The following is a 23,841-nucleotide window of genomic DNA, read 5'->3' on the forward strand; positions in this document are numbered from 1 at the left end:
GCCCCGGTACGAGGTCCGTCAGATTCGTCGGACGGTCCGTATCAGCGCCCCTCGGTCCTTCGTGGCAACGGCGCATCGCGGGCGTCAGGCGCGGGAGCCGTCCGGTTCTCGCGGCACAACCGAGAAATTCAAGGAGAACGGCCATGGCCGTCGTCACGATGCGGGAGCTGCTGGAGAGCGGCGTCCACTTCGGTCACCAGACCCGTCGCTGGAACCCGAAGATGAAGCGCTTCATCTTCACCGAGCGCAACGGCATCTACATCATCGACCTGCTCCAGTCGCTGTCGTACATCGACCGCGCCTACGAGTTCGTCAAGGAGACCGTCGCCCACGGCGGCACGGTCATGTTCGTCGGCACGAAGAAGCAGGCGCAGGAGGCCATCGCCGAGCAGGCCACCCGCGTCGGCATGCCCTACGTCAACCAGCGCTGGCTGGGCGGCATGCTCACCAACTTCTCGACCGTCTACAAGCGTCTGCAGCGCCTCAAGGAGCTCGAGCAGATCGACTTCGAGGACGTCGCGTCGTCGGGTCTGACCAAGAAGGAGCTCCTGGTCCTCTCGCGTGAGAAGGCCAAGCTGGAGAAGACCCTCGGCGGTATCCGCGAGATGCAGAAGGTGCCCAGCGCCGTCTGGATCGTGGACACCAAGAAGGAGCACATCGCGGTCGGCGAGGCACGGAAGCTCAACATCCCGGTCGTCGCCATCCTCGACACCAACTGCGACCCCGACGAGGTCGACTACAAGATCCCGGGCAACGACGACGCGATCCGCTCCGTCACGCTGCTCACCCGTGTGATCGCGGACGCGGTCGCCGAGGGCCTCATCTCCCGCTCCCGGGTCGCCACCGAGGGCAAGGGCGACAAGGCCGCGGGCGAGCCGCTGGCCGCGTGGGAGCGCGACCTGCTCGAGGGCGAGAAGAAGGCCGACGAGGCTCCGGTCGCCGCTGAGGCTCCGGCTGCCGCCGAGGCCCCCGCCGAGACCGAGGCTCCGGCCGAGGCCGCTGCCGAGGCCCCCGCCGCCGAGGCTGAGGCCCCCGCCGCCGAGGCTGAGGCCCCGGCCGCCGAGGCTCCGGCCGCGGACGCCGAGCAGGCCTGACCTCCGCGGTCGTAAGGCTGTCGACATGACGGCGGGTGGCGTCCGGTACGCCACCCGCCGTTCACCCGCAGCCACTAGATCTTCGTGGCCGTAGATCTCCGCAGCCCGTAGATCTTCGACGGGCGCCCGCCCCTACGAGCGGCGGCGGACGCCGACTTCGAGACTTCGAACTCCGAGAAGAGATTCACAGATCATGGCGAACTACACCGCCGCCGACGTCAAGAAGCTCCGCGAGCTCACCGGCGCCGGCATGATGGACTGCAAGAAGGCCCTGGACGAGGCCGAGGGCAGCGTCGACAAGGCCGTCGAGGCGCTGCGCATCAAGGGCCAGAAGGGCGTCGCCAAGCGCGAGGGCCGCTCCGCCGAGAACGGCGCCGTGGTCTCCCTCATCGCCGACGACAACACCTCCGGTGTCCTCGTCGAGCTGAAGTGCGAGACGGACTTCGTCGCCAAGGGTGAGAAGTTCCAGGCCGCCGCCGCCGCGATCGCCGAGCACGTCGCCAAGACCTCCCCGGCCGACATCGAGGCCCTGCTCGCCTCCGAGATCGAGGCCGGCAAGACCGTCCAGGCGTTCGTGGACGAGGCCAACGCCAACCTCGGCGAGAAGATCGTCCTCGACCGTTTCGCGCAGTACGCCGACGGTTTCGTCTTCTCCTACATGCACCGCACCATGCCCGACCTGCCCCCGCAGATCGGTGTCCTGGTCGAGCTGGACAAGGCCGACGCCGACGTGGCCAAGGGCATCGCCCAGCACATCGCCGCCTTCGCGCCGAAGTACCTCTCCAAGGAGGACGTCCCGGCCGAGGTCGTCGAGTCCGAGCGCCGCGTCGCCGAGGAGACCACCCGCGCCGAGGGCAAGCCCGAGGCTGCCCTGCCGAAGATCGTCGAGGGTCGCCTCAACGGCTTCTTCAAGGACGCCACGCTGCTCGGTCAGCCGTACGCGCTCGACAACAAGAAGTCCGTCCAGAAGGTCCTGGACGAGGCCGGTGTCACCCTGAAGCGCTTCACGCGCATCAAGGTCGGCATCTGAGTCCGTTACCCGACGGGCACCCGGCCCCGATAGGGTCGAGTGCAGTCGTTCGCGTACACCGCCACGTGCGCGCGTGACGCGTGACGGACGACAGCGGATCTGACGAGGAGGCCATTGCCGCGCATGGGATGCGAACATCACCCCACCGGCAATGGCCTTCTTCGTATGTGCGACACGTAAAGAGGCGAGATCTCCATGACCACCAAGCCCGAGAAGAGCGACGACGGCAAAGTACGCGGCCGGTATCTGCTGAAGCTGTCCGGAGAGGCGTTCTCCGGGGGCGGTGGCCTCGGCGTCGACCCGGACGTGGTCCACGCCATCGCCCGGGAGATCGCGGCCGTCGTACGCGACGGAGCAGAGATCGCGGTCGTCATCGGCGGCGGCAACTTCTTCCGCGGTGCCGAACTCCAGCAGCGCGGCATGGACCGGGCCCGCTCCGACTACATGGGCATGCTCGGCACGGTCATGAACTGCCTCGCCCTCCAGGACTTCCTGGAGAAGGAGGGCATCGACAGCCGGGTCCAGACCGCCATCACCATGGGCCAGGTCGCCGAGCCCTACATCCCGCTGCGTGCCGTGCGCCACCTGGAGAAGGGCCGCGTGGTCATCTTCGGCGCCGGCATGGGCATGCCCTACTTCTCCACCGACACCACCGCCGCCCAGCGCGCCCTGGAGATCGACGCCGAGGCGCTGCTCATGGGCAAGAACGGCGTGGACGGGGTCTACGACTCCGACCCCAAGACCAACCCGGACGCGGTCAGGTTCGACTCCCTCGGCTACGGCGAGGTCATCACCCGCGAACTCAAGGTCGCCGACGCCACCGCGATCACGCTCTGCCGTGACAACAAGCTCCCGATCCTCGTGTTCGAGCTTCTCAAGGAGGGCAATATCGCGCGGGCCGTCAAGGGTGAGAAGATCGGCACTCTCGTGGGTGATCAGGGAAGCCGGGCCTGACCGGGTCCTTCCCCTGCCCGGGGGACGGAGACCGACCGGGGGATGGACAATGTCCTGCCGGTCGGGAACCGTGCAGGAACAAGACGCGACGCAGCCGGCCGCCGACCTGACCAAGAACAGCTGCCGGGCCTACTCAAGACACGCAGGAGCAAGTGGTGATCGAAGAGACCCTCCTCGAGGCCGAGGAGAAGATGGAGAAGGCCGTCGTGGTCGCCAAGGACGACTTCGCCGCGATCCGCACCGGTCGTGCGCACCCGGCGATGTTCAACAAGATCGTGGCCGACTACTACGGCGCGCTGACGCCGATCAACCAGCTGGCCTCGTTCTCGGTGCCGGAGCCGCGCATGGCCGTGGTGACCCCGTTCGACAAGACCGCCCTGCGCAACATCGAGCAGGCGATCCGCGACTCCGACCTGGGCGTCAACCCGAGCAACGACGGCAACATCATCCGGGTGGTGTTCCCCGAGCTCACCGAGGAGCGCCGCCGCGACTACATCAAGGTCGCCAAGACCAAGGGCGAGGACGCCAAGGTCTCGATCCGTTCCGTGCGCCGCAAGGCCAAGGACGCCATCGACAAGCTCGTCAAGGACGGCGAGGTCGGCGAGGACGAGGGCCGCCGTGCGGAGAAGGAGCTCGACGACACCACCGCGAAGTACGTCGCCCAGGTGGACGAGCTGCTCAAGCACAAGGAAGCCGAGCTCCTCGAGGTCTGATGAACGACTCTTCCTGGGGGGCGCCGTCACAAGCCGGGTACTGGGCGCCGACCGACCGGGGACCTGTCCAGGGGCACGCCCCGGCGGGTCCCCCCTACGATGCGCCTGAGGCCCAGCAGACTCGCCCCATGCCCATCGTGCCCGACGTCCCCGCGCATGGCGGGAACCAGGACGACGACCGGGGGGCGGCTCGGCAGGCCGGCCCCCCGTTCCGCGACGAGACGCCGTCGGCGCACCCCTACGGGGAGGCGCCGCAGAAGCCGGAGCCCATGCCCGACGCCCCGCAGCCCGCCCCGCAGAAGAAGAGCGCGGGCCGTGACCTGGGCGCCGCCATAGGGGTCGGCGTCGCGCTCGGCGCGGTCATCGTCGCGTCGCTGTTCATTGTCAAGGCGGCCTTCGTCGGCGTGATAGCGGTGGCCGTGGTGGTCGGGCTGTGGGAGCTCACCTCACGGCTGCAGGAACGCAAGGGCATCAAGGCGCCCCTCGTTCCGCTCGCGGTCGGCGGGGCCGCCATGGTCGTCGCCGGGTACGTGCGCGGGCCGGAGGGCGCCTGGGTGGCCATGGCGCTCACCGCGCTCGCCGTCCTCGTCTGGCGGATGACCGAACCGCCGGACAACTACCTCAAGGACGTCACGGCGGGGGTCTTCGCGGCCTTCTACGTGCCGTTCCTGGCCACGTTCGTCGCGCTCATGCTCACCGCCGACGACGGACCGCAGCGGGTCCTGCTGTTCCTGGTGCTGACCATCGTCAGCGACACGGGGGCGTACGCCATCGGCTGGCGCTTCGGCAGGCACAAGCTCGCGCCGCGCATCAGCCCCGGCAAGACCCGTGAGGGCCTGCTCGGCGCGGTCGCCTTCGCCATGGTCGCGGGCGCGCTGCTCATGCAGTTCGTCATCGACGACGGCGCGTGGTGGCAGGGCCTGCTCCTCGGCCTCGCCGTCGCCGCCAGCGCCACGCTCGGCGACCTCGGCGAGTCCATGATCAAGCGGGACCTCGGCATCAAGGACATGGGCACGCTGCTGCCGGGCCACGGCGGCATCATGGACCGCCTGGACTCGCTGCTGCCGACCGCCCCGGTGGTCTGGCTGCTGCTGGTGCTGTTCGTGGGCTCGGGCTGACCGGTGCGTACGTGACTTCTGTGGGCCCCCGTCCTGTCTCAGGCGGGGGCCCACAGACATGGCCCCGCACGCGAACGGGTGGGACGATTTCCGTGCAGGCCCTCACAGGGGGGATCACCCCGGAAGGGGGCGGGCGCCATGTCCGACTTCCGTCAATCGATCGACATCGACCGCCGCCCGGAGGACGTCTGGGCGTACATCACCGAGTTCTCCCACCTCCCGGAGTGGCAGGAGAGCGCGGTCGCGACGGAGCAGCTCGACCCCGGGCCTGTCGGCGTCGGATCCCGGGTGCGCATCACCCGTCACCTCGGCCGCCGGGACATCCCGATGACCATGGAACTCACCCAGTTCGAGCCACCGCGTGTCTGGGGCATGCAGGGCATCGACGGTCCCGTCCGCGGCCATGTGCACGGCGAGATCACCCCCCTCGACGACGGCCGCCGCTCCCGCGTCACCGTCGAGGTCGGCTTCGACGGCAAGGGCATCGGCAAGGTCCTCGTCCCCCTCGTCGTCCGCCCCCAGATCCGCAAGGAACTGCCCCGCAACGAACAGCACCTCAAGGACAACCTGGAGCACGCCGTCACGTAGCTCACGCGACGGAGCGGCGCCGGCCCCCGCACACGGCCCCGAGCCGCGGCACGGCTGCGGCCGCAGGTACACCTCAAATGATCTGCGACACTTGGTAGGTCATGCCTAAGCCCGGAGAACTCACTTTCGTCGCCCCCCGCGGAGCCAAGAAGCCGCCGCGGCATCTCGCTGATCTCACGCCTGCGGAGCGTAAGGAGGCTGTTGCCGCGGTCGGGGAGAAGCCGTTTCGTGCCAAGCAGCTCTCGCAGCACTACTTCGCGCGGTACGCGCACGCCCCGGAGCAGTGGACCGACATTCCCGCGGGCGCGCGCGCCAAGCTCCAGGAGGCGCTGCTTCCGGAGCTGATGACGGTCGTGCGGCATCTGTCGACCGACCAGGAGACCACCCGCAAGACACTGTGGCGGCTGTTCGACGGGACGCTCGTCGAGTCGGTGCTGATGCGGTACCCGGACCGGGTCACCATGTGCATCAGTTCGCAGGCCGGGTGCGGGATGAACTGCCCCTTCTGCGCCACCGGGCAGGCCGGGCTCGACCGGAATCTGTCCACCGCCGAGATCGTCCATCAGATCGTCGACGGGATGCGGGCGCTGAGGGACGGAGAGATTCCGGGTGGGCCGGCGCGGCTCTCCAACATCGTCTTCATGGGGATGGGCGAGCCGCTCGCCAACTACAACCGGGTCGTCGGAGCCATTCGCCGGCTCACCGATCCGGAGCCGGACGGGCTGGGGCTGTCGCAGCGCGGGATCACCGTGTCGACGGTCGGGCTGGTGCCCGCCATCCACCGGTTCGCCGACGAGGGCTTCAAGTGCCGGCTCGCGATCTCGCTGCACGCCCCCGACGACGAGCTGCGCGACACGCTCGTGCCGGTGAACACGCGGTGGAAGGTGCGCGAGGTCCTGGACGCCGGGTGGGAGTACGCGGCCAAGTCCGGGCGGCGGCTGTCCATCGAGTACGCGCTGATCAGGGACATCAACGACCAGGCCTGGCGCGGTGACCGACTGGGCCGGCTGCTCAAGGGCAAGCCGGTGCATGTGAACCTGATCCCGCTCAACCCGACCCCGGGGTCCAAGTGGACCGCCTCCCGGCCCGAGGACGAGAAGGCGTTCGTCGAGGCCATCGCCGCCCATGGCGTGCCGGTGACCATCCGGGACACCCGGGGACAGGAGATCGACGGGGCGTGCGGGCAGCTGGCGGCCACCGAGCGGTAGACCGAGGAGTAGCGCGCGGCCACCGGCAGGAGTCGGAATTCGGCCACGGGGTACTCTGACCTCCGTACACATCTTCATATTCCGACAGGGGAGCGCCACAGCGCTGAGAGTGCGGCATCCGGGCCGCAGACCCTCTGAACCTCGCCCAGGTCATTCTGGGTAGGAAGTTCGGTCATCACTCAAGCTGTTGCGCCCTGCCCGGGAGTCCTCGGAACGACGAGGGTACTGGGCGGGGCCGCGTCTCTTCCTGGTCACTTCCAGGAGGAATGAATTCAGTGGGCATCACCAGGAGAGCGACGGTTCTCGTCGTCGGCCTCGGGCTCGTCACGTTGTCCGCGTGCGGCTCGTCCTCCAACGACACCGGCTCCAAGACCGTCACCCTCGTCAGCCACGGGTCCTTCGCCTACTCCAAGGACGTGCTGAAGGCGTTCGAGAAGGAGTCCGGGTACAAGGTCAAGGTCCTCAAGAGCGGCGACGCGGGGCAGGCCGTCAACCAGGCGATCCTGACCAAGGACAACCCGCAGGGCGATGTCTTCTTCGGCGTCGACAACACGCTGCTGTCCCGCGCCCTCGACAACGGCCTCTTCCAGCCGTACGAGGCGAAGGGGCTCGACAAGGTCGGCGCCGAGTACCAGCTCGACAAGGACGAGCACCGGGTCACGCCCATCGACTCCGGCGACATCTGCGTCAACTACGACAAGGCCTACTTCAGCGAGAAGAAGATCGAGCCGCCCCAGTCGTTCGATGATCTCGTGAAGCCCGAGTACAAGGACCTCCTCGTCACCGAGAACGCCTCCACCTCCTCGCCGGGGCTCGGATTCGTCCTCGGTACGGCCGCGCGGTACGGCGACGACGGGTGGGAGGGCTACTGGGAGAAGCTCAAGGCCAACGGCGTGAAGGTCGTCGACGGCTGGGAGCAGGCGTACTACCAGGAGTTCTCCGGGTCGACGGACGGCAAGAAGGCCGGGGGCGACCGGCCGCTCGTCGTGTCGTACGCCTCCTCGCCGCCCGCCGAGGTCGTCTACGCGGACCCGCGCCCGAAGACCGCGCCGACCGGGGTCGCGGACGGCACCTGCTTCCGGCAGATCGAGTTCGCGGGGCTGCTGAGCAACGCGAAGAACGCCGAGGGCGGCAAGGCGCTGATCGACTTCCTGATCTCCAAGCGGTTCCAGGAGGACATGCCGCTCAACATGTTCGTGTACCCGGTGGTCGAGGGGGCGTCCGTGCCCGCCGAGTTCACCGAGTACGGGCCCGCGGCGAAGGACCCCGAGACCATGGCGCCCGAGAAGATCGCCGAGAACCGTGACCAGTGGGTCAAGTCGTGGACCTCGCTCGTACTGAAGTAGCCGAAGCGGCCAAGGGAACCGCGGCCGCACCGCGGCGACCTCGCCGGCCCCGTCGGCCGGGGAGCGCGGCGCGGCTCGGGCTCATGGTGGTGCCCGTCGCGTTCTTCGCGGTGTTCTTCGCCTATCCCGTCGCCGCGATCGTCGTACGGGGGCTGAAGGGCGACGGGACCTGGGACCTCGGGCGGTTCGGGGAGGTGCTGGGGGACTCCGGGATCCGGCATGTGCTGTGGTTCACCACCTGGCAGGCGCTCGTCTCGACCGCGCTCACGCTGCTGATCGCGCTCCCCGGCGCGTATGTGTTCGCGCGCTTCGATTTCAGGGGCAAGGAGATTCTGCGGGCGGTCGTGACCGTGCCGTTCGTGCTGCCGACCGTGGTCGTGGGTACGGCGTTCCTGGCGCTGGTCGGACGCGGTGGGCTGTTCGACGAGCTGTGGGGCGTACGGCTGGACACGACGGTCTGGGCGATTCTGCTCGCGCATGTGTTCTTCAACTACGCGGTCGTCGTACGCACCGTCGGCGGGCTGTGGGCGCAGCTCGATCCACGGCAGGAGGAGGCCGCGCGGATGCTCGGGGCGTCCCCCCTGGCGGCCTGGCGGAAGGTGACCCTTCCGGCGCTCGCGCCCGCCGTGGCGGCCGCCGCGCTGATGGTCTTCCTCTTCACCTTCACCTCGTTCGGGGTCGTACAGATCCTCGGCGGGCCGACCTTCTCGACGCTCGAGGTGGAGATCTACCGGCAGACCTCGGAGATCTTCGACCTCCCCACGGCCGCCGTGCTGACGCTCGTGCAGTTCGTCGCCGTCGGGCTGATCCTCGCCGTGCACGCGTGGACCGTACGGCGGCGGGAGACCGCGTTGCGGCTGGTGGACGCGTCGCTCACGGCGCGGCGGCCACGCGGGGCGGGGCAGTGGGCGCTGCTGGGCGCGGTCCTCGCCACGGTCGTCGTGCTGATCCTGCTGCCGCTGGGCGTGCTGGTGGAGCGCTCGCTCGACGCGCCGGGATTCGGCTACTACAAGGCGCTGACCGGCGAGGACAGTGGGATCTTCCTGGTGGCGCCGATCGAGGCGGTCGGGAATTCACTCAGGTACGCGGCTGCCGCGACCGCCATCGCCCTGCTCATCGGCGGGCTCGCCGCCGCCGCGCTCACCCGGCGGGCCGGCCGTCTCGTCCGGGGCTTCGACGCGCTGCTGATGCTGCCGCTCGGGGTGTCCGCGGTGACCGTCGGCTTCGGCTTCCTCATCGCGCTGGACGAGCCGCCCCTCGACCTGCGGTCCTCCTGGATCCTGGTGCCGCTCGCCCAGGCCCTGGTGGGCGTCCCCTTCGTCGTACGGACCATGCTGCCCGTGCTGCGGGCGGTGGACGAGCGGCTGCGGGAGGCGGCGGCCGTGCTCGGGGCGTCGCCGTGGCGGGTGTGGCGCGAGGTCGATCTGCCGATGGTGCGGCGGGCGCTGCTGGTGGCGGCCGGGTTCGCCTTCGCCGTGTCGCTCGGGGAGTTCGGGGCCACCGTGTTCATCGCGCGGGCCGACAATCCGACGCTGCCGGTCGCCGTGGCCCGGCTGCTCGGGCGGCCGGGAGACATCAACTACGGCCAGGCCATGGCCCTTTCGACGATTCTGATGGTGGTGTGCGCGGTGGCCCTGCTGGTGCTGGAGCGCCTGCGTACCGATCGCACGGGGGAGTTCTGATGTTGCTCAGGCTTGAGGACGCGACCGTACGGTTCGATGGGCGGCCCGTGCTCGACGCGGTCGATCTGGAGGTCGCCGAGCACGAGATCGTGTGTGTGCTGGGGCCGAGCGGGAGTGGGAAGTCGACGCTGCTGCGGGTGGTCGCCGGGCTCCAACCCCTCGACGGGGGAAGGGTGTCGCTCGACGGACGGGACCAGTCGGGCGTGCCCGCGCACAGGCGTGGGGTCGGCCTGATGTTCCAGGACCACCAGCTCTTCCCACAGCGGGACGTGGCCGGCAACGTCGCCTTCGGGCCCCGTATGCACGGCGAGGCGAAGGACGAACGAGCGCTACGGGTACGGGAGTTGCTGGAGCTGGTCGGGCTGCCGGGGGCCGCGCGCCGGCGGGTCGGGGAGCTGTCCGGTGGTGAGCAGCAGCGGGTCGCGCTGGCCCGGGCGCTCGCCCCGCGCCCCCGGCTGCTCATGCTGGACGAGCCCCTCGGCCAGCTGGACCGTTCGCTGCGGGAACGGCTCGTCGTCGAACTCCGGGAGCTGTTCGGGGAGTTGGGGACGACCGTGCTGGCGGTCACGCACGACCAGGGTGAGGCGTTCGCGCTGGGCGACCGGGTCGTGGTGATGCGGGACGGGCGGATCGCCCAGTCCGGCACGCCCCTTGAGGTCTGGCAGCGGCCGGCGGACGAGTTCGTGGCCCGCTTCCTCGGCTTCGACAACGTGGTCGACGCGACGGTGACCGGGTCGGTCGCGGACACGGCGTGGGGCAAGGTGCCGGTGCCCGAGGGCTCGCCGCAGGGGGCGTGCGCGCTGCTCGTCCGGCCCGCCGGCGTACGGCTGGTGGACGTGGCCGACGGGCTGCGCTGCGCCGTGGCCGCGCGGACGTTCCGGGGCACCCATGTCGCCGTGCACCTCCAGCCCGGGGACGCGCCTCGTCTGGAGGCGGCGTGCGCGCTGCGAGACGCGCCGGAGCCCGGGGACGAGGTCGGCGTGAGCTTCGACGCTGCGGAAATCGTCGTGCTGGGAGCGGGTCCGGCCGCATAAGGTGCGGCATCATGGCGATGCGTACGCGAGAACCCCAGGCCCGGCATGAGCGCTACTGCGCCGAGATCGAGCTCCAGGTGCGGAAGATGAGGGACATCGTGACCTCCGGGGCCGATCTGTCGGCGACCGTGCCGACCTGCCCCGACTGGTCTTTGGAACAGCTGCTGCGGCACACCGGCGGAGCGATGCGCTGGGTCGAAGTCAATGTACGGACCCGCTCGGAGGAAGAGGTGCCCGAGCCGGACGTGCCGCTCTACGAGGGCCCGGAGAAGCAGGGGGACCCTGCCACGTTGGACGCCTGGCTCGCGGAGACCGGCGAGATGACCGTCGCCACGCTGCGTGAGGCGGGGCCCGATGCGCCGGCGTGGTCGTGGGGCTGGGAGCGCAGCGCGGGGTTCTGGGCCCGCCGGATGGCCCATGAGCAGGTCGTCCACGGTGCCGATGCCGCGCTCACCGTCGGGCGGCCGGTCGAGGTGGCGCCGGAGATCGCCGCCGACGCGATCGACGAGTGGCTGGAGATCGTCGAGTTCGTCCAGCGGACCATGCCGCACGACGAGGCGGCCGAACTGCGCGGCGCGGGGCGCAGCATCCACCTCCACGCCACGGACACCGACGCGGGTGTGAACGCCGAGTGGTTCGTCGAGCTGACCGAGGACGTCGTGCGCTGGCGCCGGGGCCATGAGAAGGCGACGGTCGCGCTGCGTGGCCCGCTCACCGAGGTCCTGCTCGCCTTCTATCGCCGACTCCCGCCGGACGGTGGGAGGTTGGAGGTGCTGGGCGATCGGGAGCTGCTGGACTTCTGGCTGGAGCGGGCGACCTTCGGCTGAGCCGCCGCCGCGCGTGAGGCCTGGACACCGATGCGTACGCACGTGGCCCGTGCCCCTCGCGAAGAGGAGCACGGGCCACCGCCGTACCGGCTGATCAGCGTGTGGAGGCCCCACGCCGCCGCATGCTGTAGTACACGGCACCGGCGCCCAGGGCGACCAGGGCCGCCGCGGCGCCGGCGATGATGCCGGTGTTGGAGTCGGCACCGGTCTCGGCGAGGTTGGAGTCACCCTCGGGGGACGGGACGTTGTTGTCGTCCGAGCCCACGGGTGTGGTTCCCTCCGAGGCCGACGGGGTGGGGGAGTTCTTGGTCTTGGACGGTTCTCCCTTGTCCTTGCCCTTGTCCTTGTTGTCGTTCTTGTCGTCCGCGGGCTTCTCCGGGCTCTTAGAGGCGGCCGGCGGGGTGTCCGCCTTCCCCTCGCAGGCCTCCGCGGGGGCGACCAGGTTCGGCTTGATGTCCTCGTCGACGTAGTTCTCCGCCTTGACATGGATGCGGTACTCGGCGTTGGGCTCCCAGTCCTCCTCGAAGGTGACGGTGACACCCTCGGCGGTGGAGTTCTCGATGGTCTTGCTGCCGACCATGCGCAGGTCGGCCCCATTGTTCTCCAGGTAGACCGTGATTTCGGCCTTGACACCCAGCGGGTCCACGTCGGTCACGCGGATGACGCCCTTGTCGCCGTCGCACTCGGCGACGGCGGAGAAGTCCTTGATGCTGCAGGCCATGGCATTGCCCGCGGCGCCGAACACGAGTGCGGCGGACGCGAAAGCAACACCGAGACAGCGCGAGGTACGCGCGATTCGGGGAGTTATGGACACGTTTGCCCTTCACGGGAAGCACAGGGGAGTGGGGGTGACGGAGGGCCGCTGGAGTGGCGGCTTCCCCATGTGCCTCACAGGTTTATAAGCGCGCGATAAGCACTGTCAATCCGGAGAAGTGTTTGAGCGGTTGACTTTGCCCGCTGATGAACCGTTCGAAGGTTTGACGCACGTTCAGTGACGTGCGTAGTTCTCACTCCCCTAGCCGCGCCAAGGCCTCCGGTGCCTCCTCGATCTGGTCCACCAGGGCGATGCGGGCCTCCATCGAACGCCCGCGCGCGAGGGACTGGAGCAGTGGCCAGGTCGGCAGTTTCTCCGTCCAGTGGGCGCGGTCGACGAGGACCATGGGGGTTGGTTCGCCGCGCGACTCGTAGTAGTTGGGCGTCGCGTTGTCGAAGATCTCCTGGACCGTCCCCGCCGCGCCCGGCAGGAAGACGATGCCGGTGTTGGAGCGGGCGAGGAGGCCGTCCTCGCGGGTGGCGTTGGCGAAGTACTTGGCGATGTGCGAGGCGAACGGGTTCGGCGGCTCGTGGCCGTAGAACCAGGTGGGGATGCCGACGGAGGTGCCGCCCTTCGGCCAGCGGGTGCGCACGTCGAAGGCGGCGCTCGCCCAGTCGGTGATCGAGGGGGTGAACTTCGGGGCCTTCGCGAGGAGTCGCAGCGACTCCGTGAGCATCTCGTCGTCGTACGGCGCCGCGTACGCGCCCAGGTTCGCCGCCTCCATCGCGCCAGGACCGCCGCCGGTGGCGACCGTGAGGCCGGAGCGGGCCAGGGTGCGGCCGAGACGGGCGGCGCCCGCGTACGCCTCGGTGCCGCGTGCCATCGCGTGGCCGCCCATCACGCCCACCACCCGTGCGCCGGAGAGGAGTTCGTCGAGGGCGTCCGAGACGGAGTCGTCGTGGACGGCGCGCAGCATGGAGGCGTAGACGTCCCGGTCGGCCTTGGTCCGCTGGAACCAGGCGTAGGCGACGGCGTCGGGTGTCGCCTCGTAACCGCCGTCCGAGAGGGACGCGAAGAGCTCGTCCGGGGAGTAGACCAGGCCCCGGTACGGATCGAAGGGCAGGCCGGGGACGGGCGGGAAGACCAGGGCGCCGTCCGCGCGTATCTTCGCCGCCGCCTCCTCGCGCATCGGGCAGCCGAGGAAGACGGCTCCGGCCGTGCTGGTGGCGAGCAGTTCGCGCGTACGGTCCGTCAGGTCGACGGCCTGGACCCGGAATCCGGCGAGGGTGCCGCGGGCCGAGACGGTCGCGTCGAACTCCTCGATCGTCTCGATCTCGTGGTCGTCGTGGTGGGCCGCATGAGCGGGCATCGTCTGCACTCGCCCATGCTAATTCGCTCCGCTGGGGAGGCGCCGGGGCTCTCACTGTGGGCCGGCCGTCGCCGAGGAACAACCGCAGGTGTGGGTGGGTACGGGTGCGCGTGCGTCGTGGCTTGTCGTGCAGTTCCCCGCCGCGCCCCTGAAGGGGGCGCGGCGGGACGGGCCGGTCGACAGGCGGAACTTCAGCTCTCGATCGCGGCCGGGTCCATCCAAACGACCTCCCACGTGTGGCCGTCGATGTCGTCGAAGGCGCGGCCGTACATGAAGTCCATCTCCTGGACCTTCTCCGACGCGGTGCCACCGGCGGCGACCGCCTTCTCGACCAGCTCGTCCACCTTCTCGCGGCTCTCCGCGCTCAGACAGAGCATCACCTCGCTGGTCTTCGTGGCGTCCGCGATCTCCTTCTTCGTGAAGGACGCGTAGAACGGCTTGGTGAGCAGCATCGCCACGATGGTGTCGCTGATCACGACGGAGGCCGCGTTCTCGTCGCTGAACTGGGGGTTGAGCGCGTACCCGAGCTCCGTGAAGAACTTCTTCGAGGCGTCGAGGTCGTTCACGGGCAGGTTCACGAAGATCATCTGCTGGTACATGGTGAGGTCTCTCCCATCGGTTTCGGTCCGTTCGAAGGGGTAGACCGGGGGTCCCCGCGAAACTCATCGCCGCTCGCGGATTTTTTCGTACGAGTTTTCCGGCGTCCCGGGCAGATGTGTTCAGGCGGCCAGCGGCAGCGCCGCCAGCTGGGCGACCGTCCAGGTCAGCGGGCCGAACACGGCGAGCAGGGCGCCCGCGCGGAGCAGGGCCGCCTGCCGGGGCAGCGCGCTGGGTGCCCCCAGCCGCAACAGTGCGGCCGTGGTGTCCGCGTGCGCCCGCCGGGCCTCGACGGCGGCCGTCGCGAGGGTGAGCACGGCGCAGCCGGCCACCACGAGCGCGCCCAGCAGGGTGAGCGGGCCGACCGTGGGGCGCGTGCCCGAGGACAGCGTCACCATGGCGTACGCCCCGGAGGCCACCGCGCACACCACCCCGAGCGGGCGCCCGATGCGCCGGGCCTCCTCCTGGAGCACGCGCCCGGCGAGGAGCCGCAGTACGCCGGGGCGTACGGCCTGGAGCAGCCGCCCGGTGAGGTGGGTCAGCCCGGGTCCGGTGAGGACCAGGCCCAGTGCGGTGAGCAGCCAGCCGCCGAGGACTCCGGCGGGACTGGTCGCGAGGCCGCCGGGGAGGGTGAGGCCGGAGCCGGGGGCGGATTCTCCGGCGTACGTCTCGACGGCGAGGCCGACGGCGAGGACGGCGATGCCCCAGGGGAGGCCGCCGGGGGCGGGGAGCGGGGCCGGTGGTTCGGGCAGCTCTCGTGGGTCGGCGGGGTCGTCGGCGCTCTCGTCCGGCTCCTCCTCGTACCTCGTCGCACCCGCCGGGGAGGCGGCCCGCCTGCGGATGTCGAAGGTGTCGTACGCCATGAAGCGTGTCCGGGGGCCGGTGGGCCGGGCCCCGGAGTCCTTGGGGCGCAGGACGAGCGCGGTCGTCGCGGAGGCGACGGCCGGTACCAGGGAGAGGAGGGTGAGAGCGGCGGGCAGCGGCAGGGGCCGCCCTGCGGCGAGGACGTCGGCGGCGGCGCCGTCGAAGGGCATGCCCGTGAGGTCGCCGCGCAGGTGGAGGAAGAAGAGGAGGGCGAGGAGCGAGCCGAGGACGGTGGACAGGGCCGTGGTGACCGCCGAGATGGCCATCAGCCGGCCGGGACCGAGGCCGATCGCGGAGAGGCCGGGGCGCGGGCGGGTGCCGGGGTCGGTGCGGGCCACCGTCACCGCGAAGTACACGGTGGCGGCGGCGGGCGCCACGCACCAGGCGAGTCGCAGCACGGAGCCGGCCGGGGCCTGCGGGTGGGCCATGGCGTGACCGAGGGCGCAGAGCAGCAGGAAGCCCGTGCCGGCGGTGGCCGCGCTGACCAGGAGGCGGCGGCGCTGGACGACGGGGTGGGCCCGGCGGGCTAGGCGGAGAGCGAGCACGCGGCCCGGCCTTCCCCGTCAGCGGCGGACGGACGCGTCTCGTCGGCGGCGGGCCCACTTTCCCCTTCGGCGGGGGGCCGATCCCCACCGCCGGCGCCGGATCGGCCTCCTTCGGCAGCGGACCGGCCTCCTTCGACGCCGGGTCGGCTTCCTTCGGCGCCGGACCGACCTTCCTGTTCGGCGGTCAGCCGGCCTCCCGGTTCGGCGGTGAGGCGGGCCGTGCCTTCGGCGGTGGGTGGGTGCTCTCTTTCGGCGGCGGCTCGGTCTCCGCTTTGGGCGCCGGGGCGGCCTCCCTGTTCGGGGGCCAGGCGGGCTCCTTGCTCAGTGGTGAGGTGGCCTCCTCCCTGGGCCGTGGGTCGGGCTCCTCGCTCGGCGGTGACGCGGGCTTTGCTTCTGGTGGTGGACGAGCGTTCCGTTCCGGTGCCGGGTCGGCCTTCGCCTTCGGGGGTGAGTCGGGCACTGCCGTCGGTGCCGGGGCGGCCTACCTGTTCGGCGGAGAGTCGGCCTTCCCCTTTGGCGGTGAGCCGGGAATTGCCGTCGGTGCTGGGTCGGCCCCCGTCTTCGGTGCCGGGGCGGCCTCCCTGATCGGCGGTCACTCGGCCTGACCCCTCGGTGGTGAGATGGCTTTTGCTGTCGGCGGTGGGTGGGCGTTCCCCTTCGGTGGCGAGGCGGCCTCCCCTCTCGGTGCCGGGGCGGCTTCCCCGTTCGGGGGTCAGGCGGGCTCCTCGATCGGGGGTGAGGTGGGCTCCTCCCCGGGCCGTGGATGGGGCTCCCCTCTCGGTGCCGGGGCGGCCTCCCCGTTCGGGGGCCAAGTGGGCTCGTCGGTCGGTGGTGGGGCGGCCGTCAGGGGTGGCTCGGGCTTTGCCTTCTGCGGTGGAGGGCAGGTGGACCGTCCTCACGCATCGTCCGTCGAGCAGGGACACCGTGCGGTCCGCGAGGGACGCGGTGTCGGGATCGTGGGTGGCGAGGACGACCGTGATGTCGTGCGAGCGGGCGGCCGTGGTGAGGGTGCGCAGGACGTGGGTGTGTTCGGCGCGGTGCAGGGAGGCGGTCGGCTCGTCCGCGAAGAGCACGGTGGGGGCGGCGATCAGGGCTCGGGCGACGACCACGCGCTGGCGCTCGGACTGCAGGAGGGCGTGCGGGCGTTTGCGGGCCGAGCCGCGGATGTCGAGGCGCTCCAACCACTCCAGGGCGGCGGCCTTGGCGGCCCGGCGGCCGGCGCCGCGCAGCATCAGCGGCAGCGCGGTGTTCTCCCAGGCGTTCAGCTCGGGGACGAGGATGGGCTCGGGGTCGATCCAGCCGAAGCGGTCGCGGCGCAGCCGTTCCCGGGCGAGCGGCCCCATGGTGTGGACGGGGACGCTGTTGAACCACACCTCGCCCTGCTGGGGCCGCAATTGTCCGGACAGGCAGCGCAGGAGCGTGGTCTTGCCGCTGCCGCGCGGGCCCGTGACGGCGACGATCTCGCCCTCGCGGACGCTCAGCGACAGGCCTTGCAGAGCGGGTGAGCCGTCGTGCGCGTAGGTCAGACCACGTGCCCAGAGCACGTCGTTGTCCGGCGGGGCCACCATGGGCGTACACCTCGGTTCGGATCAGGATTGCCGGGGGAGCCCCCCGTCCGGGGGAACGAAGGCAGGGCCGATCGGTTACAGGGGCACGCTAGGGAGTCAGGGTGGCAGGGGTCGGACAGCACACGGCCCGGGGCGCCCCCATCTCACTCGGATGGGTGCGCCCCGGGCCGTTTGAAAGAGCGGGCCGCGAGCTGCCGACGAGCTACAGCAGGGTCCAGGCCTCCGTCAGCGTCGCGCGCAGGATCTGCTCGATCTCGTCGAAGGTCGACTGGTCGGAGATCAGCGGCGGGGCGAGCTGGACGACCGGGTCGCCGCGGTCGTCGGCACGGCAGTACAGGCCGTTCTCGAACAGCTTCTTCGACAGGAAGCCGTAGAGGATCCGCTCGGTCTCGTCGTCGTCGAAGCTCTCCTTGGTCGCCTTGTCCTTGACCAGCTCGATTCCGTAGAAGTAGCCGTTGCCGCGGACGTCGCCGACGATCGGCAGGTCGTACAGCTTCTCCAGCGTGGATCGGAAGGCGCCCTCGTTGTCGAGGACGTGCTGGTTGAGGCCCTCGCGCTCGAACAGGTCGAGGTTGGCGAGGCCGACGGCCGCGGAGACCGGGTGGCCGCCGAAGGTGTAGCCGTGCAGGAAGGTGTTGTCGCCCTTGTAGAAGGGCTCGGCTATGCGGTCCGAGACGACGCAGGCGCCTATCGGGGAGTAGCCCGAGGTCATGCCCTTGGCGCAGGTGATCATGTCCGGGACGTAGCCGAACTTGTCGCAGGCGAACATCGTGCCGAGCCGGCCGAAGGCGCAGATGACCTCGTCCGACACCAGCAGCACGTCGTACTGGTCGCAGATCTCGCGGACCCGCTGGAAGTAGCCGGGCGGCGGCGGGAAGCAGCCGCCGGCGTTCTGCACCGGCTCCAGGAAGACCGCCGCGACCGTGTCCGGACCCTCGAAGAGGATCTGCTGCTCGATCTGGTCGGCGGCCCAGCGGCCGAAGGCCTCGGGGTCGTCGCCGAAGTGCGGGGCGCGGTAGATGTTGGTGTTCGGGACCTTGTGGGCGCCGGGCACCAGCGGCTCGAAGGGGGCCTTCAGGGCCGGCAGGCCGGTGATGGACAGGGCGCCCTGCGGGGTGCCGTGGTAGGCGACCGCGCGGGAGATGACCTTGTACTTGGTCGGCTTGCCCTTGAGCTTGAAGTACTGCTTGGCGAGCTTCCATGCGGTCTCGACCGCCTCGCCGCCGCCGGTGGTGAAGAAGACCTTGTTCAGATCGCCGGGCGCGTAGGAGGCGATACGTTCCGCCAGCTCGACGGCCTTCGGGTGGGCGTAGGACCACACCGGGAAGAAGGCCAGCTCCTGCGCCTGCTTGAACGCGGTCTCCGCCAGCTCGGTGCGGCCGTGGCCCGCCTGGACCACGAAGAGCCCCGCGAGACCGTCGAGGTACCGCTTGCCCTTGTCGTCGTAGATGTAGGTGCCCTCGCCCCGGACGATGGTGGGGACCGGGGAGTTCTCGTACGAGGACATGCGGGTGAAGTGCATCCACAGGTGGTCGTACGCGGTCTGGCTGAGGTCCTTGGGGCTCACGGTCATCGCGTCCTCACGGTTATCGGGTTCCCCACATGTAGGTCTGCTTCTTGAGCTTGAGGTAGACGAAGCTCTCGGTGGACCGCACGCCGGGCAGGGTCCGGATGCGCTTGTTGATGACCTCCAGGAGGTGGTCGTCGTCCTCGCAGACGACCTCCGCCATCAGGTCGAAGGAGCCGGCGGTGATCACGATGTACTCGACCTCCGCCATGGCCGTCAGCGCGTCCGCCACGGGATCCAGGTCGCCGTCGACGTTGATGCCGAGCATCGCCTGACGCCGGAAGCCCACGGTGAGGGGGTCGGTGACGGCGACGATCTGCATCACGCCCTGGTCGAGCAGCTTCTGGACGCGCTGGCGCACGGCCGCCTCGGACAGGCCGACGGCCTTGCCGATCGCGGCGTACGGCCGCCGGCCGTCCTCCTGGAGCTGCTGGACGATGGCGAGGGAGACGGCGTCCAACTGCGGAGTGCCGTTCCTGGGCTCCCTGGAGTCCCTGGAGTCCCTCCTGGACTCCCTGGGGTCCTTGGAGTCCTTCTGGTCTGCGCTTCGACTGGCCACGACCTCACTGTGCACGACGTCTCGACAGTTCCGCAAGGCTGAACCGATGAAATTCGTTGTTTACGGGCTCGCAGCTTGCGGATTTCGCAGTGAGTGAGGTGTCGGGGGTGTTGAAAACGTGGGGCGGCGGATTAGGGTGGTGTCTCAAAGGATGGACACCCCAACCTGGACACCCAATCTGGAGGGCCGGCAGTGAGCACCGAGCTGCGTCGTCTGCGCAACTACATCGATGGTGAATTCCGTGACGCCGTCGAAGGGCGGACCACCGAGGTGGTCAACCCCGCCACGGGCGAGGCCTACGCGACCGCGCCGCTGTCCGGCCAGGCCGACGTCGACGCGGCGATGGCCGCGGCCGAGGCCGCGTTCCCCGGGTGGCGGGACACGACTCCGGCCGAGCGCCAGAAGGCCCTGCTGAAGATCGCCGACGCGTTCGAGGAGCGGGCCGAGGAGCTCATCGCGGCGGAGGTGGAGAACACGGGCAAGCCGATCGGGCTGACCCGCTCCGAGGAGATCCCGCCGATGGTGGACCAGATCCGCTTCTTCGCGGGCGCCGCGCGGATGCTGGAGGGCCGGTCGGCCGGCGAGTACATGGAGGGGATGACCTCGATCGTCCGCCGTGAGCCGGTCGGCGTCTGCGCGCAGGTCGCGCCGTGGAACTACCCGATGATGATGGCCGTGTGGAAGTTCGCGCCGGCGATCGCCGCGGGCAACACGGTCGTGCTGAAGCCGTCGGACACGACCCCGGCGTCGACCGTCCTCATGGCGGAGATCATCGGGGCGATCCTGCCGAAGGGCGTCTTCAACGTGATCACCGGTGACCGTGACACCGGGCGGATGATGGTCGAGCACCCGGTTCCGGCCATGGCCTCGATCACGGGTTCGGTGCGGGCGGGTATGCAGGTCGCCGAGTCCGCGTCCAAGGACGTCAAGCGCGTCCACCTGGAGCTGGGCGGCAAGGCGCCGGTCGTCGTCTTCGCCGACACCGACATCGCCAAGGCCGTCGAGGACATCTCCGTGGCGGGCTTCTTCAACGCCGGGCAGGACTGTACGGCCGCGACCCGCGTCCTCGTCCAGGAGGGCATCCACGACGAGTTCGTGGCGGCGCTCGCGAAGGCGGCGGCCGAGACGAAGACGGGGCAGCCGGACGACGAGGACGTCCTCTACGGGCCGCTCAACAACCCCAACCAGCTCAAGCAGGTCGCCGGCTTCATCGAGCGGCTGCCCGCCCACGCCAAGGTCGAGGCGGGTGGTCACCGGGTCGGTGAAAAGGGGTACTTCTACGCGCCGACCGTCGTCTCCGGGCTGAAGCAGGACGACGAGATCATCCAGAAGGAGGTCTTCGGGCCGGTCATCACGGTGCAGTCCTTCTCGGACGAGGGGCAGGCCGTCGCGTGGGCGAACGGAGTGGAGTACGCGCTCGCGTCGTCGGTGTGGACCAGGGACCACGGGCGGGCCATGCGGATGTCCAAGGCGCTGGACTTCGGGTGCGTGTGGATCAACACGCACATTCCGCTGGTCGCGGAGATGCCGCACGGTGGGTTCAAGAAGTCGGGGTACGGCAAGGACCTGTCGGGTTACGGGTTCGATGACTACACGCGGATCAAGCACGTGATGACGTCGCTGGGCTGAGGGGCGTTGGCGGTCGAGAGTTGGATGTGGCTGGTCGCGCCCACGCGGCGGAGCCGCAGAATGACACAGCCCCGCGCTCCTCTCGGGCCTGCGGCCCACCGGGGCGCGGGGTTCCGGACAGGCTTGCTCGGCCGCCGCTCCCTCCTGCGCGGCCTCGGCACGGGAGCGGCTCTCGGCGCGCTCGGCGGGTGTGGGGTGCCCGCCGCCTACGTGGCGCCCGGGGAGCGGGCCGGGGTCGACCTCTCGGCCCGGGACAAACGGCTGAGCTGGGCGAACTGGCCCCTGTACATCGACACGGACGACGAGGACGACTCGCGACGGCCGACGCTGGAGGCGTTCGAGCGGCGGACCGGGATCGCCGTGGACTATGTCGAGGAGATCAACGACAACGACGAGTTCTTCGGCAAGATCAGCCCGGCCCTGATGAACCACCAGCCGACCGGGCGCGACCTCGTCGTCATCAGCGACTGGATGTGCGCCCGGTTCGTACGGCTGGGCTGGGTGCAGGACATGGACCGGGCGGCCCAGCCGAACGTCACCGCGTACCTCGACCCGCAGCTGCGGTCGCCCGCCTTCGACCCCGGCCGCAGGTTCACCGTGCCCTGGCAGTCGGGGATCACCGGCATCGCGTACAACCGCCGGAAGGTGGGCCGGGAGATACGCCGTGTCTCCGACCTGTGGGCGGATGACCTCAAGGGGCGGGTGACCCTGCTCTCCGGGCTCGACGAGGCGTTCGCGCTGCTCATGCAAGGCAACGGCGTCGATGTCACACGCTGGACGTCGGACGACTTCCACACCGTCTGCGACCAGGCCGAAGCGCGCGTGCGCGCCGGTCACATCCGCCGTTTCACCGGCAACGACTACATCAAGGACCTCTCCAGCGGCGACGTCCTCGCCTGTCAGGCGTACTCCGGCGACGTCATCCAACTCCAGGCCGACCACCCGGACATCCGGTTCGTCGTGCCCGAGGAGGGCGCCGAACTCTGGTCCGAGTCCCTGATGATCCCCAACCTCGCCCGCCACAAGGCCAACGCCGAGCGCCTCGTCGACCACTACTACGACCCCGAGGTCGCCGCCGAACTCGCCGCCTGGGTCAACTACGTCTGCCCCGTCCCCGCGGCCCGCGACGTCCTCGCCTCGGCCAGGGACGAGGAGACCGCCGCCCTCGCCGAGGACCCCCTGATCTTCCCCGACGACGACATGCGCACCCGGCTCGCCATCGCCCGCGACATCACACCGGCGGAACGGCGGGAGTTCGCGCGGCGGTGGAACGGGATCGTGGGGTTGTAGGGCGACCGGGGTGGACCCGGCGGTGCCTCAGGTGATCTCGGGTCAGCACCTGCGGGGAAGGGCGTGAGTCGTGCCCCGGTAGGTCCCAGGTGTCGCCGTCGGCGGTCAGGGTGCTGAGGGTGATGGCGCCCTGGCTGTAGAAGGAGTGCGTCTGGTGTGCGTCGGTCGTCGTCTCGCCAGCCGGCGCGGCGGCAGACCGCCCCGGAGCGGGAGCGTTGTGCAATGCGAAATTTTGTGTTGCAGACGTGGTGCCCGGGCGCGCGGACCTCCTACCTTCCCGTCTCAACAGACCGGTCCTCACCGGGCGAACCGCCCCCCACGGCCGGAACAGTGATGTTCCTGTGCGCGGATCCCGGCGAAAGCCCTTCCCCAACTCACCTGTCATCCGAGCCGTTTCGGTGGCTCGGGCACCTTTCGAGGGATTTGAGGAACTTCGATGAACGCACGTTCCGTACGCGGTGCTCTGGCGGTCGCCGCCTCTCTCTGCGCACTGGCCGGGGCCACCGCATGCAACGTCGAGTCCGGCAGCGCCGCCGCCGACGCCGACAAGAGCGCATCGCCCACACAGGCCAAGGACCTCAAGGTCGGCTGGTCGACGATCTACCTGACCCCGTCGTGGATGCAGCAGACCCTGAAGATGCTGCAGACGGACGTCGACAAGCTGAAGTCGGCGGGCAAGGTGTCGTCGTTCAAGACGTTCAACGCCAACGGCGACACCTCGCAGCAGATCGCGCAGATCCGGGCGATGATCCAGCAGAAGTACGACGTGATCCTCGTCGACGCGGGCTCGTCCACCGCACTCAACCCGGCGATGGAGCAGGCCGTCGCCGCGGGCATCACCGTCGTCGCCTTCGACTCGCTGCCGACCAGCGAGAAGGTCGTCAGAGTCGGGACGGACCAGAAGGCCTGGGGCTCGATGATGGCCGAGTGGCTGGCGAAGAAGCTGGACGGCAAGGGCAGCATCATCGCCATGAACGGGCCGGCCGGCGTCGCCGTCAGCGAGGACCGGTGGGCCGGGGCCGAGGCGGTGTTCAAGAAGTACCCGGATATCAAGATCGTCAGCAATGTGCACAGCGAGTACAACCTCGCCCCGGCCGCCCAGGCCTTCGCCTCCGCGTACTCCGCCCACCCGGACATCGACGGTGTGTTCTCGCAGGGCGGCGCGCTCTCGGCCGCCGCGCTCCAGACGCTGGTCAAGCAGGACAAGAAGCTCGTCCCGATCACCGGCGAGAACTACAACGGCTTCCTCAAGCTGTGGCAGAGCAAGCAGAAGGAAGGATTCTCCTCCCTGGCCACCGCCCAGCCCAACTACCTCTCCGTGATCGCCCTGGAGGCGGCCGTGGCCAAGAGGGAGGGCGTGGACGTACCGCAGAACATCGACGTGCCGCTGCCGGAGATCACCGACGACAACCTCGGCGACTACGCCAAGCCCGACCAGGCCGACGACTCCTACCCGATCAACGATCTGCCGCAGGCCGAGATCGACAAGCTCATCGGCAAGTGAG

Annotated in this window: 20 protein-coding genes and 1 pseudogene; 14 read left to right on the top strand and 7 right to left on the bottom strand. The window is 69.9% G+C overall.

The features are described 5' to 3' along the window. Positions 1 to 143: 143 nt before the first annotated feature. The 11 genes from rpsB to ACWD26_RS28735 all read left to right on the top strand — a co-directional run bounded on the left by rpsB (position 144) and on the right by ACWD26_RS28735 (position 11,594). Complete coding sequence (gene rpsB, locus ACWD26_RS28685; protein ID WP_451274828.1) at positions 144 to 1,094, top strand: 30S ribosomal protein S2; 951 nt, start codon at positions 144 to 146, stop codon at positions 1,092 to 1,094. Positions 1,095 to 1,287: 193 nt separating this feature from the next. Next, the gene (gene tsf / locus ACWD26_RS28690; protein WP_451274829.1) at positions 1,288 to 2,124 is read left to right on the top strand and encodes a translation elongation factor Ts; all 837 of its coding nucleotides are present in this window, start codon (positions 1,288 to 1,290) and stop codon (positions 2,122 to 2,124) included. Positions 2,125 to 2,319: 195 nt separating this feature from the next. After that, positions 2,320 to 3,078, top strand: a complete 759-nt coding sequence (pyrH, locus tag ACWD26_RS28695; RefSeq protein ID WP_451274830.1) for a UMP kinase — start codon at positions 2,320 to 2,322, stop codon at positions 3,076 to 3,078. A 155-nt stretch (positions 3,079 to 3,233) separates the two neighbouring features. After that, positions 3,234 to 3,791 (top strand): ribosome recycling factor, encoded by a 558-nt coding sequence (gene frr, locus ACWD26_RS28700; protein ID WP_149825702.1) that lies wholly within the window; start codon positions 3,234 to 3,236, stop codon positions 3,789 to 3,791. Then, a complete protein-coding gene (locus ACWD26_RS28705) occupies positions 3,791 to 4,909 on the top strand; it encodes a phosphatidate cytidylyltransferase (protein WP_451274831.1) in 1,119 nt (372 codons plus the stop codon). The genes frr and ACWD26_RS28705 overlap by 1 nt, the downstream gene beginning before the upstream one ends. A 138-nt stretch (positions 4,910 to 5,047) precedes the next feature. Continuing rightward, a complete protein-coding gene (locus ACWD26_RS28710; RefSeq protein ID WP_451274832.1) occupies positions 5,048 to 5,497 on the top strand; it encodes an SRPBCC family protein in 450 nt (149 codons plus the stop codon). Positions 5,498 to 5,598: 101 nt separating this feature from the next. Further along, complete coding sequence (rlmN, locus tag ACWD26_RS28715; RefSeq protein ID WP_451274833.1) at positions 5,599 to 6,705, top strand: 23S rRNA (adenine(2503)-C(2))-methyltransferase RlmN; 1,107 nt, start codon at positions 5,599 to 5,601, stop codon at positions 6,703 to 6,705. Between the two features lie 266 nt (positions 6,706 to 6,971). Then, on the top strand, positions 6,972 to 8,051 hold the full coding sequence (locus ACWD26_RS28720; RefSeq protein WP_451274834.1) for a thiamine ABC transporter substrate-binding protein: 1,080 nt from the start codon (positions 6,972 to 6,974) through the stop codon (positions 8,049 to 8,051). Next, positions 8,027 to 9,733 (top strand): ABC transporter permease, encoded by a 1,707-nt coding sequence (locus ACWD26_RS28725; protein ID WP_451274835.1) that lies wholly within the window; start codon positions 8,027 to 8,029, stop codon positions 9,731 to 9,733. Before ACWD26_RS28720 ends, ACWD26_RS28725 begins: the two co-directional genes overlap by 25 nt. After that, complete coding sequence (locus ACWD26_RS28730; RefSeq protein ID WP_451274836.1) at positions 9,733 to 10,767, top strand: ABC transporter ATP-binding protein; 1,035 nt, start codon at positions 9,733 to 9,735, stop codon at positions 10,765 to 10,767. The genes ACWD26_RS28725 and ACWD26_RS28730 overlap by 1 nt, the downstream gene beginning before the upstream one ends. An 11-nt stretch (positions 10,768 to 10,778) precedes the next feature. After that, positions 10,779 to 11,594 carry a maleylpyruvate isomerase family mycothiol-dependent enzyme gene (locus ACWD26_RS28735; RefSeq protein WP_451274837.1) on the top strand — a complete coding sequence of 272 codons (816 nt, stop codon included), beginning with the start codon at positions 10,779 to 10,781 and terminating at the stop codon, positions 11,592 to 11,594. A gap of 94 nt (positions 11,595 to 11,688) precedes the next feature. Here the strand turns inward: ACWD26_RS28735 and ACWD26_RS28740 are convergent, their stop codons facing one another. The 7 genes and pseudogenes from ACWD26_RS28740 to ACWD26_RS28770 all read right to left on the bottom strand — a co-directional run bounded on the left by ACWD26_RS28740 (position 11,689) and on the right by ACWD26_RS28770 (position 19,432). Continuing rightward, entirely contained in the window at positions 11,689 to 12,408 is a 720-nt protein-coding gene (locus ACWD26_RS28740; protein WP_451274838.1) for an LAETG motif-containing sortase-dependent surface protein, read from the bottom strand. A 193-nt stretch (positions 12,409 to 12,601) separates the two neighbouring features. Continuing rightward, the gene (locus ACWD26_RS28745; protein ID WP_451274839.1) at positions 12,602 to 13,726 is read right to left on the bottom strand and encodes an LOG family protein; all 1,125 of its coding nucleotides are present in this window, start codon (positions 13,724 to 13,726) and stop codon (positions 12,602 to 12,604) included. A gap of 182 nt (positions 13,727 to 13,908) precedes the next feature. Next, positions 13,909 to 14,316: a VOC family protein gene (locus ACWD26_RS28750; protein ID WP_451274840.1), complete on the bottom strand. Its 408-nt coding sequence runs from the start codon at positions 14,314 to 14,316 to the stop codon at positions 13,909 to 13,911. Positions 14,317 to 14,436: 120 nt separating this feature from the next. Further along, positions 14,437 to 15,723: a hypothetical protein gene (locus tag ACWD26_RS28755; RefSeq protein WP_451274841.1), complete on the bottom strand. Its 1,287-nt coding sequence runs from the start codon at positions 15,721 to 15,723 to the stop codon at positions 14,437 to 14,439. A gap of 854 nt (positions 15,724 to 16,577) precedes the next feature. Beyond that, a pseudogene (locus ACWD26_RS28760) lies at positions 16,578 to 17,291 on the bottom strand (ABC transporter ATP-binding protein); the annotation flags it as partial. 202 nt (positions 17,292 to 17,493) lie between these two features. Next, the gene (locus tag ACWD26_RS28765) at positions 17,494 to 18,864 is read right to left on the bottom strand and encodes an aspartate aminotransferase family protein (protein WP_451274842.1); all 1,371 of its coding nucleotides are present in this window, start codon (positions 18,862 to 18,864) and stop codon (positions 17,494 to 17,496) included. A gap of 13 nt (positions 18,865 to 18,877) precedes the next feature. Further along, positions 18,878 to 19,432: an Lrp/AsnC family transcriptional regulator gene (locus ACWD26_RS28770; protein ID WP_451274843.1), complete on the bottom strand. Its 555-nt coding sequence runs from the start codon at positions 19,430 to 19,432 to the stop codon at positions 18,878 to 18,880. Positions 19,433 to 19,609: 177 nt separating this feature from the next. On the opposite strand from ACWD26_RS28770, the gene ACWD26_RS28775 reads away from it, so the two are divergent. From ACWD26_RS28775 to ACWD26_RS28785, 3 genes are all read left to right on the top strand, one after another. Then, on the top strand, positions 19,610 to 21,046 hold the full coding sequence (locus tag ACWD26_RS28775; RefSeq protein WP_451274844.1) for a gamma-aminobutyraldehyde dehydrogenase: 1,437 nt from the start codon (positions 19,610 to 19,612) through the stop codon (positions 21,044 to 21,046). A gap of 60 nt (positions 21,047 to 21,106) precedes the next feature. Then, complete coding sequence (locus ACWD26_RS28780; RefSeq protein WP_451274845.1) at positions 21,107 to 22,336, top strand: polyamine ABC transporter substrate-binding protein; 1,230 nt, start codon at positions 21,107 to 21,109, stop codon at positions 22,334 to 22,336. A 436-nt stretch (positions 22,337 to 22,772) separates the two neighbouring features. Continuing rightward, positions 22,773 to 23,840 carry a substrate-binding domain-containing protein gene (locus ACWD26_RS28785; protein ID WP_451274846.1) on the top strand — a complete coding sequence of 356 codons (1,068 nt, stop codon included), beginning with the start codon at positions 22,773 to 22,775 and terminating at the stop codon, positions 23,838 to 23,840. The last annotated feature ends 1 nt before the right edge of the window (position 23,841 follow it).

The organism is Streptomyces sp. NPDC002787 (assembly GCF_053592095.1).

Coding starts and splice junctions, on each gene's coding strand:
- rpsB (WP_451274828.1), top strand. CDS start 144: ATGGCCGTCGTCACGATGCGGGAGCTGCTGGAGAGCGGCGTCCACTTC.
- tsf (WP_451274829.1), top strand. CDS start 1,288: ATGGCGAACTACACCGCCGCCGACGTCAAGAAGCTCCGCGAGCTCACC.
- pyrH (WP_451274830.1), top strand. CDS start 2,320: ATGACCACCAAGCCCGAGAAGAGCGACGACGGCAAAGTACGCGGCCGG.
- ACWD26_RS28705 (WP_451274831.1), top strand. CDS start 3,791: ATGAACGACTCTTCCTGGGGGGCGCCGTCACAAGCCGGGTACTGGGCG.
- ACWD26_RS28710 (WP_451274832.1), top strand. CDS start 5,048: ATGTCCGACTTCCGTCAATCGATCGACATCGACCGCCGCCCGGAGGAC.
- rlmN (WP_451274833.1), top strand. CDS start 5,599: ATGCCTAAGCCCGGAGAACTCACTTTCGTCGCCCCCCGCGGAGCCAAG.
- ACWD26_RS28720 (WP_451274834.1), top strand. CDS start 6,972: ATGAATTCAGTGGGCATCACCAGGAGAGCGACGGTTCTCGTCGTCGGC.
- ACWD26_RS28730 (WP_451274836.1), top strand. CDS start 9,733: ATGTTGCTCAGGCTTGAGGACGCGACCGTACGGTTCGATGGGCGGCCC.
- ACWD26_RS28735 (WP_451274837.1), top strand. CDS start 10,779: ATGGCGATGCGTACGCGAGAACCCCAGGCCCGGCATGAGCGCTACTGC.
- ACWD26_RS28750 (WP_451274840.1), bottom strand. CDS start 14,316: ATGTACCAGCAGATGATCTTCGTGAACCTGCCCGTGAACGACCTCGAC.
- ACWD26_RS28765 (WP_451274842.1), bottom strand. CDS start 18,864: ATGACCGTGAGCCCCAAGGACCTCAGCCAGACCGCGTACGACCACCTG.
- ACWD26_RS28780 (WP_451274845.1), top strand. CDS start 21,107: ATGACACAGCCCCGCGCTCCTCTCGGGCCTGCGGCCCACCGGGGCGCG.
- ACWD26_RS28785 (WP_451274846.1), top strand. CDS start 22,773: ATGAACGCACGTTCCGTACGCGGTGCTCTGGCGGTCGCCGCCTCTCTC.